The organism is Aeromonas sp. FDAARGOS 1411 (genome assembly GCF_019047125.1).
In the GTDB taxonomy this organism is placed as follows: Bacteria; Pseudomonadota; Gammaproteobacteria; order Enterobacterales; family Aeromonadaceae; genus Aeromonas; species Aeromonas veronii.
The window spans coordinates 1,736,781-1,753,512 of the sequence record NZ_CP077214.1; the positions used below are offsets into that span (position 1 = coordinate 1,736,781).

Consider the following 16,732-nt stretch of genomic DNA (forward strand, 5'->3'; position numbering starts at 1 on the left):
TCCAACGTGAGTCACACGCCAATGAGCCCATATGCCAGTCCCAATGACCATCGGCAATACCATTTTCTGGAGCTGGCCAACCGGCTCAGGGTCTTGTTGATTTGTGATCCCGACACAGACAAATCCGCCGCCTCGCTGGCGGTCAATACAGGCCATTTTGACGACCCCGCCGACCGGCAGGGAATGGCCCATTTTCTGGAACACATGCTGTTTCTCGGCACCTGCACCTACCCCAAGCCTGGTGAGTACCAGCAATTTATGAGCCGTCATGGCGGCAGCAACAACGCCTGGACCGGTACCGAATTCACCAACTTCTTCTTCGAGATCGACAACGGCTTCTTCGAAGCTGGGCTGGATCGCTTCTCCCAGTTCTTTATCTGCCCCACCTTTGATCCGGAGTGGGTGGACAAGGAGCGCAACGCAGTCGACTCCGAGTATCGCCTCAAGCTGCAGGACGATATGCGCCGCAGCTATCAGGTGCATAAAGAGACGGTCAACCCGTCGCACCCCTTCTCCAAGTTCTCGGTGGGCAACCTCGATACCCTGGCCGATCTGCCGGGACGGGATCTGCGCTCCGACCTTATCCGGTTTTACGAAAGCCACTACAGCGCGGATCGCATGGCGCTGGTGATGATCTCGCCAGAATCCATCGATACCCAGTTGCAGTGGTGCTGTCGCTACTTTGCTCCCATTTTGAATCGCAATTTGGGAAACCCGACCCTCACCATGCCGCTCTACCGGCTCGACAATCTCGGCGTGCGCATCCACATCAATCCGGTCAAGGAGACCCGCAAGCTGTCGCTCAGCTTCCCCCTGCCCAATGTGGACGAGTTTTACGACAAAAAGCCCCTCACCTTCCTGAGCCATCTGATTGGCTACGAGGGGGATGGCAGCCTGCTCTCTCTGCTCAAGGCGAAAGGCTGGGTCAACCAGCTCTCGGCGGGCGGTGGCATTAGCGGCGCCAACTTCAAGGATTTTGGCGTCAATTTCGGCCTCACCCCTCTGGGCCTTGAGCATGTGGATGACATCCTCGCCGCCCTGTTTGGCTATCTGAAACTGATCGGCCGCGAAGGGCTGCAGAGCTGGCGCTACGACGAAAAACGGACCGTGCTCGAATCGGCGTTTCGCTTTCAGGAGCGCGGCCGCCCCCTCGATACGGTGTCGGGGCTGGTGCTAAACCTCTTTAGCTACAAACCTGAGGATCTGCTCTACGGCGACTACATGATGCGCGAATATGACGAGGGGCTGATCCGCCGCTTCCTCGCCAAGCTCACCCCGCACAACCTGCGCATCACCATCACTGCTCCGGAAGTGGCGACCGATCGGCTGGCCCGCTGGTATCAGACCCCCTACAGCGTTGCGACCATTACCGAGGCCGAGAAAATTCGCTGGCAGCAGAGCGAGCCGGATCCGGCGCTGGCGCTGCCCAAGCCCAACCCCTTTATCAGCAGCCGGCTCGATCCGCGCACGCCAGAGCTTGCCGCCGACATGCCCGCCTGCCTTATCGATCGCCCCGGTTTTCGCCTCTGGCACCTCCATGAGCACCTGTTCAGCGTGCCCAAGGGCAATCTCTACATCTCCATCGACAGCGAACATGCGGTAAAAAATCCGCGCAATATCGCCATGGCGCGCCTCGCCGTGGAGCTGTTGGCCGACCACCTCAACGCCCTCACCTATCCGGCGGAGCTGGCGGGGCTGGGCTATCAGATCTATGCCCATCAGGGGGGCTTTACCATCAACCTGAGCGGTTTTGCCGACAAGCAGCCGCTGTTGCTCGACATGATCCTCGGCAACCGCACCCTGGGGTATCCGGATCCGGGCCGCTTCGCCGAGATCAAGGAGCAGCTCATCCGCAACTGGGACAACCAGTCCAAGGCGCGCCCCATCTCCCAGCTCTTTAACCAGCTCACCAGTTTGCTGCAACCGAACAACCCGCCGTTCGAGCAGTTGCTGCGTCACCTGCGCACCGTCGAGCTGGAAGAGATGCCCGGCTTCGTGGCCCAGCTGTTTGGCGAAGTGCATGTCGAGGCACTGGTACACGGCGACTGGACTGCTGCCGAAGCGCTGGAGCTGGCCGCCCTGATGGAGCGTCACCTGAGCGACATCAATGGCACCAGCAGCAAGCCGAGCGGCGAGACCCGCCGCCCGCTCATCTCCATTCAGGACAGGGGCACCCTTATTCGCGAGCAGGGTTGCGATCACGAAGACTCGGCACTGCTGGTCTACTACCAGTCCCGTACCACCCGTGCGCGGGATCTCGCCTGCTTCACTCTGGCGAACCACATCATGTCCTCTACCTTCTTTCACGAGCTGCGCACCCGCCAGCAACTGGGTTATGTGGTGGGCGCCGGTAACCTGCCCCTCAATCGCCATCCGGGCCTGATCTTCTATATCCAGTCGCCGGTGGCAGGGCCGCAGATCCTGCTCGATGCGGTGGAGGAGTTTATCGACCTCTTCCCGCTCGCCATGCTCGAATTTACCGAGCAGCAGTGGCAGGAGAGTAAGGCGGGGCTGCAAGCCCAGCTGAGCGAGCGGGATGCCAACCTGCGCAGTCGCGGCCAGCGGCTGTGGGTCAGCATCGGCAACAAGGATCTGGGGTTCGATCAACGGGAGCGGGTCTGCGACGAGGTGGGCAAGTTGAGCCGCGCCGATCTGGTGCGCTTTATCACCCAACTGCGCTCGCGCACCTCCGATCGGCTGATCCTCTGCAGCTATGGTCAGGGGCACGAACATGACGAGCGGATCACCGGCCAGTTTATCGACGATCCACGGGCATTTCGGCTCAATGCCGCCACCTTCGAGGCCTGATCAGGCCTCGACATCCCCCATTTTTCCTTCCCACCGCAAATCGCAGGCAATAAAAAGCCGACCCATCAGGGTCGGCTGGAAAAACCATAACAATTGCGACCAAAGCCGCCAAAAGTGAACATGAGCGTGAAAATCAGACACTGAGTTGCTGATCAGCAAGCGGGAAAGACCCGATACTCGCTTTGCAATGCCAACAGTGATTGAGAAACAGCCTCATATTAGGCACTCCCCCCGCCAGTCACGTTGATCTACGTCAAAGGAGGTAGCGAAGAGCGCGTAGCCCGATGATTTGTCGGCGCAGATCACCCTTTGGCCGCCCGCTAGCTGCCCGTTAACCCCGGCGAACCAGTCGGTAGGCCACCTCATCGAAGTAGGAGAGCTGACCCGACAGCACCCGCGGGTGATCCACCTCGGCGGCGCGCCCCAGCACCTCAATACGAAAATCGCGCTCGAACAGGGCTCGCACCTCCATCTCACCCACCGAGAAGGGGGGCTGACTCTGCTGCTCCGGCTGATATTCAAGGGTCACCAGCAAGATCTGGCCACCGGTCTCGACCAGCGAACTGATCAGGGCTGCATACTGGCGGCGCATCGCGGTCGGCAGGGCGATCAGCGCCGCGCGGTCATAGACCAGCCGGTAACGGCGACCCAGACTGGGGGCGGCGAAAAAATCCCCCTGAAAAATGCGCAGGCTGTCCACTTGATGGCACTGATAAGGGCCCACTTCGCTCACAGTCGCGGCGAGCTGGTTTTCACTGAAGAACTGGCTGACGGCAAGGCTCGATAGCTCGAAACCGTCGACCGGATGGCCCTGAGCGCTCAACCAGAGCATGTCGCGGGACTTGCCACACAGGGGAACCAGCACCGGCTCGTCCGCTTGCTGGGCTGACCACCAGGATTGCAGCCAGTGGTTAAAGTCCGCCTGATGAAAGCCAATCCGGTTCTCTTCCCAACGCTGATGCCAAAACGCAGCTTCCATCGTTATTACCCTTCTGTACTAAAGATGCCTCAATATCACAACTTAACCGGCACCGCGCAACCCTCTGCCCTCCCCTTTTTGCCGCGCAGCCTCTGCGTGTTATCGAGCGAATGATGGGACATCCCCTTGCCGTGTGCCTCGCAGTCGCAATGAGCGCTATTGGCTGTGCTTATGACGGGCAGAGGTATACCAATCCATGCAAAAACGTCATTGGTGTATGGCGATGAAGGAATGAAAGGAATGAAAGGAATGAAAGGAATGAAAGGAATGACGTTGGCAGGCCAAAACGTGCCTGCCAACGCCAAAAAGATCACGACAGCATGGCGCGAGCGGCCGCCAGCTGACGCTCGATATAAGCAAAATCGGGACGATCGGCGGGGAGTTCCGAGAGGCAGGCCGCTTTGAGTTGATGCAACCCATCGAGCGGTGAGTCTTGCGTATCGCAATGGGCCAACAGCTCCTCCAGCAGGCAGCCAAAGGCGCGCACTTCCAGTCGCTCAAGGCCCACGGCCCGCTCGCGGTTGCTGCGCTCATATAAAGAAGCGGCGCCAAAATCCCCCAGCAGGGCGCGAGCCGGTGCGTCAGACCCACGGGCAAACAGGATATTGTGACCGTAGAGATCCCCGTGCATGATGCCCGCGCGGTGCAGATGGCCCGCCACCGAGGCGATGCCGTGGGCCATCGCCAGCGCATCCGGCACACTCAGATGCAGCCCCTCGGGATAGACATCCCGGGTACAGGAGTCCAGGCTCGGCGGCCCGGCCAGATTGGCAAAGGCCGGATCGATCAGCTCCATTACCAGCGCCGGAATGCCGGAGGGGTGATCCGCCACCTTGCCCATCACCTTGATAAGGTTGGGATGAGTGCCCGCCACCAGCGATGCCGCCATCTCGCAGCGGGGCAACCCGTCACTGGTCACCGCCCCCTTGAACAGCTTGACCGCCACCTGACAGCCATCACCTCTGTCGCTCGCCTGAGTCACTTCATCAGCAGGATTGCCCACAAGGGTGGCGCGATGGATAACGCCAGATGCTCCCTGCCCCAGCAACTCGCCCAGCGCCAGCGTCTCCCAGGAAAGGGGTTCGACATGGGCATCATTGATGGCCCGCGCCTCCGCCCCTTCGCTAAAGGGGTTGCCGGAGTAGGCAAGCCATGAAAGGCGAGGCAGCGAGAGCAGCCACTCAGGGAAGCATTCGATGCGGTTGGCGGCGATGCGCAACAACTCAAGATTGCGGCAGTTGGCAAGACTTGCGGGCAGCTCGCGCAGACGGTTGCCCGCCAGCATCAGCTTTTGCAGAGCGTCGCACTGGCCCAGCTCGTCCGGCAGACTTTCAATCTGGTTATCGGTCAGGATCAACCAGCGCAGCCCCGCAGGCAGCGCCTTGGCCGAGACGGTAGCAATCCGGTTGGCCTTAAAGCCCACCATAGTGAGCGCCGGACAGCGCCCCAGCACCTCGGGCAGCTCGGTAAAGCGGTTCTCGGAGCAGAAGATGATGCGCAGCTTGCCAAACCCGGCCAGTTCATCGGGGAGCGTGCTTAGCTGGTTGCCGGTCAAATCCAGCACCTCCAGCGTCTCTTTCAGGCTCAAAATCTCGTGGGGGAAAACCGCGAGGTTTTCAGAGAGCTTCAGATGGCGGGCACCGCACAGTTCACCTGCGCGCAGCTGTTCCAGAGTATGCATAACCGTTTCTCAATCCTGATGATCTGCCTGATGGCTCAGCGACCATCAGCGCGCGCCGAACCCGGGTCCGGCGATTTTAAAGGGGGGCATTATAAAGAATTCGGGGCTCAGTTCTCCCCTTTTGTTGCCACAAAGGCCTGTATCGACATGTAGCAAAACGACTTGGGAACAAAGAGAGCAAGATTCGGGTCGTTCCAACGAGGAGTGGTTGCCATAGTGGGGGCCAAACCCAAGTAGGTTGGAACCTCCAACCCACAACCAACCTTGTGAGCCAATTAGCTGGCGCACAACACACATGCGAGGGAACTGCCATGTCATTACTGTCCAACAAGGTCGCCATCATCACCGGCGCCAGCTCCGGCATCGGCCGCGCCAGCGCCATCCTGTTTGCCCGGGAGGGAGCCAGCGTCGTCGTCGGTGCCCGCCGCCAACCCGAGCTGGATCTGCTGGTGGAGGAGATCCGCCATGAGGGGGGCCAGGCGGTGAGTCTGGCAGGAGATGTGAAAAGCGAGAGTTACGCCCGCGACCTTGTTGATCTCGCGCTAACTCGTTTCGGCGGGCTCGATATCGCCTTCAACAACGCAGGTACCACAGGCACGCCGGGCAGCGTAAAGGAGCTTGAATTGGCGCAGTGGCAGGAAATTCTGGATACCAACCTCACCAGCGCCTTTGTGGGAGCCAAGTACCAGATCCCCGCCATGCAGGCGCGTGGCGGTGGCTCGCTTATTTTTACCTCTACCTTCGTCGGCCATACCATGGGGCTGCCCGGCATGGCGGCCTATGCGGCGAGCAAGGCGGGCCTGCTTGGTCTGACCCGGGTGCTGGCTGCCGAATATGGGGCACAAGGGGTGCGGGTCAACGCCCTGCTGCCGGGGGGCACCGACACTCCCATGGGGCGGGCTTTTGCCAATACGCCAGAGAGCCTCGCCTTTGTGCAGAATATGCATGCCCTCAAACGGCTGGCCCAACCGGAGGAGATCGCCCGCTCGGCCCTTTATCTCGCGTCCGATGCATCCAGCTTTACCACCGGCATTGCCCTGCTGGCCGATGGTGGGGTATCAATTTGTCGTACATGACCTTGTCGCCCCCAAGATCCTGCGACCGCAACCTTATCGTGAGAGCGCCTTATGTCTGATTACGCCCGCATCGCCGATGCCATCCGTTTTATCGCAAGTCAGGTGGAGCGCCAGCCCACTCTGGACGAGATAGCGGCGCACGTGCACTTAAGTCCCTTTCACTTCCAGCGGCTGTTCAGCCGCTGGGCCGGAGTGACGCCCAAACGCTATCTGCAGGTGCTGACCCTGGAGCGGGCCAAGGCGCTGCTGCAGGAGTCGCGCCCACTGCTCGAGGTGGCCGATACTCTGGGCCTTAGCAGCGGCTCGCGGCTCTACGATCACTTTGTGCAGCTCGAAGCGGTGACGCCGGGCGAGTACAAGCAGCGCGGGGCCGGACTGGTTATCGATCACGGGGTGCACGACACCCCCTTCGGCCAGGCGTTCGTCGCCCTGACCCCGCGGGGGGTGTGCAACTTCTCGTTTCTCGATGACAAGGCCCCAGAGGCGCCACTGACCACCCTCGCCCGCAGCTGGCCTGAGGCAAGGCTGCAAGAAGCGCCATCACGCACCCAGAACGTCATCAACACCATGTTCGATGGCAGCAAGGCGCCGGATCGCCCCATCTCCTTGCACGTGATCGGTACCAACTTTCAGATCAGCGTCTGGCGGGCGCTGCTGCAGATCCCGCCCGCCAAGGTGGTGAGCTACGCCCAGGTGGCGAACGCCGTCGGCAACCCCAAAGCCGCCCGAGCCGTGGGGCTGGCGGTGGGCGCCAACCCCGTCGCCTTGATGATCCCCTGCCACCGGGTCATCCAGCAAAACGGCAAACTCGGCGGCTATCACTGGGGCGAGACCCGCAAACAGGCGATCCACGCCTGGGAAGCGGCGAGGTATGAGTAAACGTGGCCTTTTTCTGCCCGGCCTGATAAGGGTGACGAAACAGGAGTGCTGGTTGTGAGTCAGCAGACAATCAGGCTGCGCCAGACAGCGTGCGGCGATATAAAGCGGGGACATAAGAAGAATCGGGGCGCAGATCGCCCCTTTGGTTGCTTTGGCTAGGCTCCGCGCTCAGCCACAGCAGCGGATTAACGAAACAAGTAGGGTGCAATAAGCGCAGCGCATTGCACCGTTTGCCAAGCGGCTTTTGTTCAAGGTATGAGGAACAAAAGTAGAGGTGCAATTTCATTGCACCCTACGGGCTTGAAACAAACAGTTCTTATTCAAACCGCTGCTCGTGTTCCATATCCTCCCGCTGCTCTCGTTCTTTCTGGCGCTCGATTAGCTGAACCAAGTTTGCAGAGACTGTTTGAGCCGCAATCGAAATATCTGCACTTTCATGTTCAACCAACTTACGAATTACCTTCGCTCTGGACTGCATTAGTTCGGCTCGACTGCCAGACCAAGATGAAGGAATGACACACTCGGCGAATATTTCCAGAACAATAGCAGGGTCAGGAGATGACTCAAGCAGCCTGAGAGCTAACTCTGAAATTCTGAGCCCTTCAATCTCGTCATCTTTTTCCCACAAGTGAATGCTTGCTGCAATAGCTACCCATACGCGGGGCTCATTTCGGGCACAACACCACGAAATCAGAAAATCCATATTAATATGGGCAATAGGTGAGAATCGTAAGTCTCTATTACAAATAAAAAACTGCCGTCGTTCTTGTTGCTCTTCAGAGCCTTCAAAGACTCGGTTTAAAAATGCTTCTGGCATCAGCGCAGCTGTTGTCTCAATGGCGCTTTCATATGAATGAACGTAGCCATAGTGCAGATCAACAACAGCAAAGATCGTGTCCAACCACTCCTGTTTTTCTGGCTCATTGCCATCGAAACGTAATGCAGCATTGATGACGCATTCCATGTTGTAATCATCGATCCCAGAGGGATCACAGTGATCCTTTGGAAGACTTAAAATCGCCGCTTTAAGACCAATCTGACGAAAATCAAGGCCAAGCTGATCTCCTGATTCTTTACCATGTAACCGCATACTTAACGCACGCAGCACCACATCACAACCTCCCGGTTTTCTCAGGAGCCGAATCGCAAGCTCAATTACTCGTTCTCTGGATAAATCCCCATATTCATCCCGCCATAGGATTGATTCATACATACTCGGGTGAATATCAGAGTCATCCATAATATTCATACAACGATCCAGGTCGGCTTCTGTGAAACTCCTTCGAGGATGCAACTCAACCAAACCGTGTCGAGTTTGAGGATGTTGTGCACACTGATCAAGTAATACCTTTGCAAGAGCTGGGTCGATACGGTCAACTTCTTCGATAAAGCCCTCAAAAACTGACAAGTTTTTATATCCTGCAGGCTGTATCTCAAGATACTCAACAAGTTTCAGCCAAGCAGAATATAAATCATGCCCCCCCTTGGCCAAACCTCTCCCGAATGCTGTACGGTAAGGCATGTAGTCATTAGAAAATAGGTTAGGCCCCAGTTCATCGAAATTATGACTTGAGACTGCAAACTCCTCACCCAATTGGAATGCCTTGGTTGTGAGTCGCTTTTCGGCTGCCTGATACTTGTTATGATCGTTGTGATCAAAATCGGTATCCAGCGTCCAAGGGCCATGTACTCTGCTGAGCACATACATCATGATTGTCGGAAGCAAATCATGTGGTTCCAGAGCTTTCTCAAGTGCAACAAGGCTGTCTGGTATGGGCTCTACATTATTTACATTCATTTTCTTTGTATGATTGAAATAGATCGTAGAGCGGACAGCTTTCCAACCATCTCCCCAAGGGCTATGTGCATGTAGTTTACGGGCAGCGTCAACAAGCTTTTCCCTTATCGCTTGCTGGCCCCACATCCCTCGAAATGTATTCGCCATAATCTGCCGTGCGGGAACTTCAAGAGCAGGATCGCCAGAAGTACCCAATTGTAGGGCCCTATCGATAAAAGCACTTCGCCACTGCACAAGCTCATCATGATTAGGGTGAAGCCCATAGTTTCTCGGCCGAGCACCAAACGCATTCATTCCAAAGCCAGTACAGCGATCTTCTAAGGCTGTCGAAAGCATCTTGAAACCCAATGCTATACGTCGAGGAACATCCGATGAAAAACTTTCATTCATAATGGTCATTCTTTGTTCTAAAGTAGCGTGAGTACCGGACAGATATACTTGGAAGAAGCTTGTGATCTGCTTTATCAGCGAGTTATTGCTATCGTCTTCTTGTTCATAATCAGCCACATGAATAAGAATCCTAATACAGCGTTCGAATGCACTAGGCTCATATGCCAATAATTGCAGAAGATTAATCATGGTTGAAGTGCATATATTCTTACTCGTTGCATCTTCTTGAATGTAAAACGGGGTCAACACCGTTTCAATCCTATCTAGCAGAGCTTCAGGCGCAACTGGCACGATATAATTAAGCATTCTTTCCGATATATCGCTTAATTCTGTTAACCGTCCTAACAACCCGTCAGGCTGAAGCCAACATTCAACAATTTCTTTGGCCACGGGATGATCGTGCAACAGCCCTAACCTGTGCGCGAAAGACATCAGTAAGCGTTGACGACCGGTGGCTTCAAAGGTCGCCCTGAGTTGATCAACTGGAATGCTATTAAGTGCCAATGGGCCCTCTTTTGTACGATATGGCGATCTGACAACTTGCTTGTTGCTCGGAACAACTGGCTTACGGAATACCCCGAGATAGAACCCAATACCCCCAGTTCGCTTTGTCCTTCCTCAGCCGTTGAGACCGAAAATGAATAGACTAGAGACAATATTTCAGCCTGCTCCCGTAGACCATCATCCGGATTGTTTCGCTGTTCAAACAAACGGTTAAATAACTGTGCATCTGAAAGCTGGGCCAGACTTTCACCTTCCTCAACTCTCTCTGCAATAGCCAGAGAAACCCGCGCATTACCATCAGCAAACTCTGCTATTCGGCGGGCGTTATTTCGACCGATATTGGGAAAACGACGTAGAACAAGCTGTTCGGCAACCTCAGGCCCCACAGCTTCAATCTGGATGACCTCTGTGGTCTGAGGCTTGTCATCTCTAATGTCATACTCAACGGTAATAAGACTGATCGTACCTTTGGCCGCCACTTTACTGGCTAGAAGAGTGTGCAATTCAGAAGGACAATTATCGAGGATCATAATGGCCCGCCGTCCCTCAGCGATCAGTCTATCCAACATTGCTGTTGCAGAGGGCTCCGGGTTTTCACCGGTATCAACATAAACTGCGATAGTCCGATCGAGCGCATCTGCTCCGACGGATTCATCGAAAAGAGCCTGTACAATTCGGGTCTTCCCAACACCGGATAATCCCGTAATGCGAACCGCTTTATTGGTTGAGCGAATCAGCTCACGCATTGGCCCGATAGCATCCTGAATGGCTAGCTTTTGCCCTTTTCCTGATGGCAGAGTAATTGTCACCCCTGGTGCTGAAATCAAGGTATCTTCTGACCCCTGAGGTGGATTGCTCCAAGCCCCATATGGCTGCCACCCAGAATATCCCTGACCAAGTATTTTTTTGGCCCAGAGCATGACTGACGGATGCTGCCGCAGCCATTGCACCAGTTTCGAGCGGTCATAAAAATCCAAGTGAATATTGGATCGGTTAGGAACATCCGCTACCGCATACTGCATTGCTTGCAGGCGATCCTCTTTCATAAGGGGAGAACAATCATCACCCAAGCTGACGATAATATAGCTCCCTCCCTTTGCCGCTTGACCCGTGATAGTCGATGATAATGCACCATCAATAGTCATTTCTGAGGTTATCGCGGCCCTCGGCATTGGATGCTTTTTGGCTTGAAAAATCGTATCAGGTCTTTCAATAAAGCCAGTGCACATTTGCTCGACCGGTACTTTGACGTGCACATCGATACCGCCATCGGGAGCATTTATAGAGCCTGACCAGTGTACATAAGCAGGGCTATGACCATCGGCGGCAATTTCCGCCTCGGCAAGGCGCGCTATTAACTCTTCAAGCTGGGTATCAGAGAGCCGGAGTAAGTCGTCTTTCTCAATATCAAAAATCGCCACGATGCCCTCTGATGCTTCCGAGTTAGAAGGCCACTATGTTATTCACATATAAATCAATTATCTACTTGTACAGAAAATGGTGTGACCTATATCGGGAGGTGATTGCATTTCGAACAAAAATATCTACCCACGTCAACAATCGTATGAGTTTCATTTCTCCACTGTTTCGTTGTCCGAACAAAATTTACGTGCAAACTCCAGCAATAAGAAAGACGCCCTAAGGCGTCTTTACTTTTATCTGGTGTCTGAAGCAAACCGGTTAGGCGATCTCCCCCTCCCCGCCTTGCCCCGCAACGCAACGCAATCAGATCGGGGTAATGGAGGTGATATGGGCATCCCCGTCCAGTGATTTGAAGATCTGCACCACGGCTTCGCCATGGATCGGTTTGGCAAGCGGCACAGTGCTCTTGCACTTGAAGCGGTAGTTGGTGCCAGCCACCACTTGAGTGGAGACTTCAAAGGGTACGTACTGAACCCCGACAAATCCTTTCAGCGCCTGATCAAATACCGCCTGATCCTCGGCGGTCAGCTTGTGATATGCGGTCCATCCACCCACCAACACTGCTTGTTCTGACATATCAAACTCTCCGTGCTCTATGATCCCGACTCGTTTGGCCGTTCGGGCTGCGCCCCGTTGATTCAAGTGGTTTCCGGTCTCCACCGGGGTGTCATCACTGCCGGTTGGCACGATGACGATGGGCCCGATTGCGCAGCTATCTGCAACTCGATCAGCCCTCCCCCCAGCCACGAGCCGCTGTTGACAGCGGGCTCAATTGGCATGAGAGAGCCTAGTACGGGATGGCAAAAATGCCCCTGTCACATATGACAGGGGCAAGGTGGCAAAAAAGCTGCTCGAAAAAAGAAGATGTGTGGCGCAAACGATTGAGAAAAGAAAAGACGCCTCAAGGGCGTCTTTTTGCATTTTTATGCTCGATGGGCAGAAGGGCGCGAGCCGCTTATTCCCATTCGATGGTTGCAGGCGGCTTGCCGGAGACGTCGTACACCACGCGGGAGATACCGTTGATCTCGTTGATGATGCGATTCGATACGTGACCGAGGAAGTCGTACGGCAGGTGAGCCCAGTGGGCGGTCATAAAGTCGATGGTTTCGACGGCACGCAGGGCAATCACCCAGTCATATTTGCGACCATCGCCCATGACGCCAACGGAGCGCACCGGCAGGAACACGGCGAACGCCTGGCTGACCTGGTTGTAGAGGTCGGCTTTGCGCAGCTCTTCGATAAAGACCGCATCGGCGCGGCGCAGAATATCGCAGTACTCTTTCTTCACTTCGCCAAGGACGCGCACACCCAGACCCGGGCCCGGGAACGGGTGACGGTAGAGCATGTCGTAGGGCAGACCCAGCTCCAGACCAACGCGGCGCACTTCATCTTTGAACAGCTCGCGCAGCGGCTCGACCAGACCCATCTTCATCTCTTCCGGCAGGCCGCCGACGTTGTGGTGAGACTTGATGACGTGGGCCTTGCCGGTCTTGCTGGCAGCAGATTCGATCACGTCCGGATAGATGGTGCCTTGCGCCAGCCACTTGGCGTTCTTCAGCTTTTTCGCTTCATCATCAAACACTTCGACGAAGACGCGGCCGATGATCTTGCGCTTTGCTTCCGGCTCGTCAACACCGGCAAGCGCAGAGAGGAAGCGCTCTTCGGCATCGACCTTGACGATGTTCAGACCAAAGTGATCGCCAAACATCTCCATCACCTGGGTGCCTTCGTTCAGGCGCAGCAGGCCGTTGTCCACGAAGACGCAGGTGAGGCGATCGCCGATGGCACGGTGCACCAGCATGGCGACCACGGAGGAGTCGACACCGCCGGAGAGGCCGAGGATCACTTCATCGTCACCCACCTGCTCGCGGATGCGGGCAACGGCGTCGTCGATGATGGTGGCCGGGGTCCAGAGACATTCGCAGCCGCAGATGTCTTTGACGAAGTGCTCCAGCATGCGGGCACCCTGACGGGTGTGGGTCACTTCCGGGTGGAACTGCACGCCATAGAAGCGCTTGGCCTCACACGCCATGGCCGCGTGCGGGCAGGTCGGGGTCTGGGCGATGGTGGTGAAGTCGGCCGGAATGGTGGTGACCTTGTCACCGTGGCTCATCCAGACATCCAGCAGGGCATTGCCGTTGTCGGCGATGGCATCTTCGATGTTGCGCAAAAGCGCGCAGCTCTTGCCAGCTTCGCCCAGCACTTCCACCTTGGCGTAACCGAATTCACGCTCGGTAGAGGATTGCACCTTGCCACCCAGCTGCTCGGCCATGGTCTGCATGCCGTAGCAGATACCGAACACAGGGACACCGGCGTTGAACACATACTCGGGGGCGCGCGGGCTGCCAGCCTCGGTCACGGACTCGGGGCCGCCGGAGAGGATGATGCCGCTCGGATTGAATTCGCGGATCTGCTCTTCGGTTACGTCCCAGGCCCACAGTTCGCAGTAAACGCCGATTTCGCGCACGCGGCGGGCGATCAGCTGGGTATACTGGGAACCGAAGTCGAGGATAAGGATACGGTGCTGGTGAATGTCTTTAGTCATTTTATTCCTGCATCAGGCTGATGTTGTCACAAAGGGCACGGGATAAAAAAAGGGTGGAAAAACGGGGCGCAGGGCCCCGTTTTATCAGCCCATCCGATAGTTGGGGGCTTCTTTGGTAATGGTCACATCGTGGACGTGGGACTCTTTCATCCCGGCGCCGGAGATGCGCACGAACTCTGCCTTGGTGCGCATGTCGTCGATGGTGGCGCTGCCGGTCAGGCCCATGGAGGAGCGCAGGCCGCCCATCTGCTGATGGATGATCTCTTTGAGGCGACCCTTGTACGGCACGCGACCTTCGATGCCTTCCGGCACCAGCTTGTCGGCGGCGTTGTCGGTCTGGAAGTAGCGGTCGCTGGAGCCTTTGGACATGGCGCCCAGAGAACCCATACCACGGTAGGATTTGAAGGAGCGACCCTGATAGAGCTCGATCTCGCCCGGCGCTTCTTCAGTACCGGCGAACATGGAGCCTACCATGACGCAGCTGGCGCCCGCGGCGATGGCCTTGGCGATGTCGCCGGAGAAGCGGATACCGCCATCGGCGATAACCGGAATACCGGTGCCTTCCAGCGCGTCAACGGCGTCGGAGATGGCAGTGATCTGGGGCACGCCCACGCCGGTCACGATACGGGTAGTACAGATGGAGCCCGGGCCGATACCGACCTTGACCGCATTGACACCGGCAGCAGCCAGCGCCTTGGCGCCCGCGGCGGTCGCCACGTTGCCACCGATGATCTGCAGATCCGGATAGGCGTCGCGAGTGGCCTTGATGCGATCCAGTACGCCCTGGGAGTGGCCGTGGGAGGAGTCGATCAGCAGTACGTCAACACCGGCTTCCACCAGCGCAGCGACGCGCTCTTCGTTACCGGCACCGGCACCGACCGCAGCACCGACCCGCAGACGACCCTTGTCATCTTTACAGGCGTGGGGCTTGCGCTCGGCTTTCTGGAAATCTTTAACGGTGATCATGCCCTTGAGTTTGAAGTCGCCGTTCACCACCAGCACTTTTTCGATACGGTGCTTTTGCATCAGGGCAACCACCTCTTCACGAGGGGCCCCTTCACGCACGGTGACCAGACGATCTTTCTGGGTCATGATCTGTTCAACGGTCTGGGAGAGGTCAATCACGAAGCGCACGTCACGGCCGGTGATGATACCGACCAGCTGATTGCCGTCAGTCACCACGGGGTAACCGGCGAAGCCATTCTTGTGGCTCAGCTCCTTGATTTGGGCGATGGTCATGTCAGGGCGCACGGTAACGGGGTCAGTGACCACGCCGCTCTCGTACTTCTTGACCTTGCGCACTTCGGCAGCCTGCTGCTCGATGGACATGTTCTTGTGGATAAAGCCGATACCGCCTTCCTGGGCCAGTGCGATAGCCAGACGGGCTTCGGTCACTGTGTCCATGGCAGCGGAGATCATCGGGATGTTCAAGCTGATGGCGGAGGTCAGCTTGGTACGCAGATCGGCAGTATTGGGAAGAACTTCGGAGTGGGCGGGAACCAACAGTACATCGTCGAAGGTTAACGCTTCTTTGGCAATCCTGAGCATGGCAATATCTCACCGTTGAGGAAGTGGGGGTGTAAAATATTGCCGACGAAGTTTACTCACGCATTGGTCACTGGTAAAGAAGTTTTTTGAATTTTTTATGGCATAGCCCTCTTTTAGGCGGCCAAAACGCCAAAAAACCAAGATTATCAGTACGAAAAGCGCCATTTCGGGGCAAAAGAGTTGGCTAGCCGGTGATTTATGCAAAACCGGTAGGTGCCGACACATCCCAACCCCCATGCAAAGGGATGGTCGACAGGGGCTCAGGGGCAAGCGGCTTCTGCCCCCCCTCCCATTGTCTTGTGTCCTTGTATTGTCTCTTGCCCTCGCGGCGACCACTCGCACCGGTATCATTCTCTTCTCAATGTCCCTTGCTCGGTCTGGATAATAAATTTCACCCGCTGGCAATATATATTTCCCGGCACAACAAGGGGTGCATCTCTTTATTATTTTCGCCCCACCATCTGCAGCAAGGTATTATCTTTATCCAGCAGATGATGTTTCAACGCCCCGACAATATGCACCAGCAAAAATGCCAGCATGATATATGGCAAATATATATGGACTGTGTGAGCAATATCCCGAACGGATTCACTGAATGGAATCACATTGGCAGGATCATGGATATCTGGATTCATCGGGATAATAGACCAGCCAAATATCGCGACACCTCGGCCAGCCGCTGCGGAATAACAGAGACCAGACACCGGAATAAGCAGCGTTGAAATCAGCAAACCCCAGTGGATCGCCCTGGCTGCCAATGCCTCGTAAACAGGATATTGACGCACAGGCTCAGGCCACCCTTTAACAAGGCGGAGAATGGCGCGGGGCAGGATCAAGATCAGTGCAATCCCCCCCAGGGATTTATGCAGGGCATAGAGATCCCATATTTCAAATTTCACCATCAGATAGCCCACAAGGGTCAGGCCAATCATCAGCAAGGCAACCGACCAGTGCAGCAAACGGGTCGTCAAACTTAAGCGGGTTGAGGGATTCATAAGCTACTCCAAACTGGGGGCGAGTGAACGTTGGTCAAGATGGTGGCGCCGTGAACATCAGCGGGACAAGATATATCAACGGCATCGAGACAAGCCGCAACGCGGCC

At 56.2% G+C, this 16,732-nt stretch carries 11 protein-coding genes; 3 read left to right on the forward strand and 8 right to left on the reverse strand.

What is annotated here, in order from left to right:
* Positions 1-21 precede the first annotated feature (21 nt).
* Positions 22-2,808: an insulinase family protein gene (locus I6L41_RS07665; protein ID WP_216963125.1), complete on the forward strand. Its 2,787-nt coding sequence runs from the start codon at positions 22-24 to the stop codon at positions 2,806-2,808.
* A 331-nt stretch (positions 2,809-3,139) separates the two neighbouring features.
* Here I6L41_RS07665 and I6L41_RS07670 read toward each other — a convergent pair whose 3' ends face one another.
* Both I6L41_RS07670 and I6L41_RS07675 read right to left on the reverse strand, forming a co-directional pair.
* Entirely contained in the window at positions 3,140-3,787 is a 648-nt protein-coding gene (locus I6L41_RS07670; RefSeq protein ID WP_005337003.1) for a thiopurine S-methyltransferase, read from the reverse strand.
* A gap of 310 nt (positions 3,788-4,097) precedes the next feature.
* Entirely contained in the window at positions 4,098-5,468 is a 1,371-nt protein-coding gene (locus I6L41_RS07675; RefSeq protein WP_216963127.1) for a leucine-rich repeat-containing protein kinase family protein, read from the reverse strand.
* A gap of 311 nt (positions 5,469-5,779) precedes the next feature.
* Here I6L41_RS07675 and I6L41_RS07680 point away from each other — a divergent pair, with 311 nt between their 5' ends.
* Both I6L41_RS07680 and I6L41_RS07685 read left to right on the forward strand, forming a co-directional pair.
* Positions 5,780-6,544, forward strand: coding sequence for an SDR family oxidoreductase (locus I6L41_RS07680; RefSeq protein ID WP_216963129.1), 765 nt, complete (start codon positions 5,780-5,782; stop codon positions 6,542-6,544).
* 51 nt (positions 6,545-6,595) lie between these two features.
* Entirely contained in the window at positions 6,596-7,423 is an 828-nt protein-coding gene (locus tag I6L41_RS07685; RefSeq protein ID WP_216963131.1) for a bifunctional transcriptional activator/DNA repair enzyme AdaA, read from the forward strand.
* Positions 7,424-7,739: 316 nt separating this feature from the next.
* Here the strand turns inward: I6L41_RS07685 and I6L41_RS07690 are convergent, their stop codons facing one another.
* The 6 genes from I6L41_RS07690 to I6L41_RS07715 form a co-directional block, all read right to left on the reverse strand.
* Complete coding sequence (locus I6L41_RS07690) at positions 7,740-10,115, reverse strand: hypothetical protein (RefSeq protein ID WP_216963133.1); 2,376 nt, start codon at positions 10,113-10,115, stop codon at positions 7,740-7,742.
* Entirely contained in the window at positions 10,043-11,536 is a 1,494-nt protein-coding gene (locus I6L41_RS07695; protein WP_216963135.1) for a hypothetical protein, read from the reverse strand. The genes I6L41_RS07690 and I6L41_RS07695 overlap by 73 nt, the downstream gene beginning before the upstream one ends.
* 304 nt (positions 11,537-11,840) lie before the next feature.
* On the reverse strand, positions 11,841-12,113 hold the full coding sequence (locus I6L41_RS07700) for a hypothetical protein (RefSeq protein ID WP_005337011.1): 273 nt from the start codon (positions 12,111-12,113) through the stop codon (positions 11,841-11,843).
* 379 nt (positions 12,114-12,492) lie between these two features.
* Positions 12,493-14,082, reverse strand: a complete 1,590-nt coding sequence (gene guaA / locus I6L41_RS07705) for a glutamine-hydrolyzing GMP synthase (protein WP_216963139.1) — start codon at positions 14,080-14,082, stop codon at positions 12,493-12,495.
* 84 nt (positions 14,083-14,166) lie between these two features.
* Positions 14,167-15,630, reverse strand: coding sequence for an IMP dehydrogenase (gene guaB / locus I6L41_RS07710; protein WP_005345006.1), 1,464 nt, complete (start codon positions 15,628-15,630; stop codon positions 14,167-14,169).
* Positions 15,631-16,073: 443 nt separating this feature from the next.
* Positions 16,074-16,625 carry a cytochrome b gene (locus I6L41_RS07715; protein ID WP_216963142.1) on the reverse strand — a complete coding sequence of 184 codons (552 nt, stop codon included), beginning with the start codon at positions 16,623-16,625 and terminating at the stop codon, positions 16,074-16,076.
* Positions 16,626-16,732: the final 107 nt, after the last annotated feature.

Coding starts and splice junctions, on each gene's coding strand:
- I6L41_RS07665 (WP_216963125.1), top strand. CDS start 22: ATGAGCCCATATGCCAGTCCCAATGACCATCGGCAATACCATTTTCTG.
- I6L41_RS07670 (WP_005337003.1), bottom strand. CDS start 3,787: ATGGAAGCTGCGTTTTGGCATCAGCGTTGGGAAGAGAACCGGATTGGC.
- I6L41_RS07675 (WP_216963127.1), bottom strand. CDS start 5,468: ATGCATACTCTGGAACAGCTGCGCGCAGGTGAACTGTGCGGTGCCCGC.
- I6L41_RS07680 (WP_216963129.1), top strand. CDS start 5,780: ATGTCATTACTGTCCAACAAGGTCGCCATCATCACCGGCGCCAGCTCC.
- I6L41_RS07685 (WP_216963131.1), top strand. CDS start 6,596: ATGTCTGATTACGCCCGCATCGCCGATGCCATCCGTTTTATCGCAAGT.
- I6L41_RS07700 (WP_005337011.1), bottom strand. CDS start 12,113: ATGTCAGAACAAGCAGTGTTGGTGGGTGGATGGACCGCATATCACAAG.
- guaA (WP_216963139.1), bottom strand. CDS start 14,082: ATGACTAAAGACATTCACCAGCACCGTATCCTTATCCTCGACTTCGGT.
- guaB (WP_005345006.1), bottom strand. CDS start 15,630: ATGCTCAGGATTGCCAAAGAAGCGTTAACCTTCGACGATGTACTGTTG.
- I6L41_RS07715 (WP_216963142.1), bottom strand. CDS start 16,625: ATGAATCCCTCAACCCGCTTAAGTTTGACGACCCGTTTGCTGCACTGG.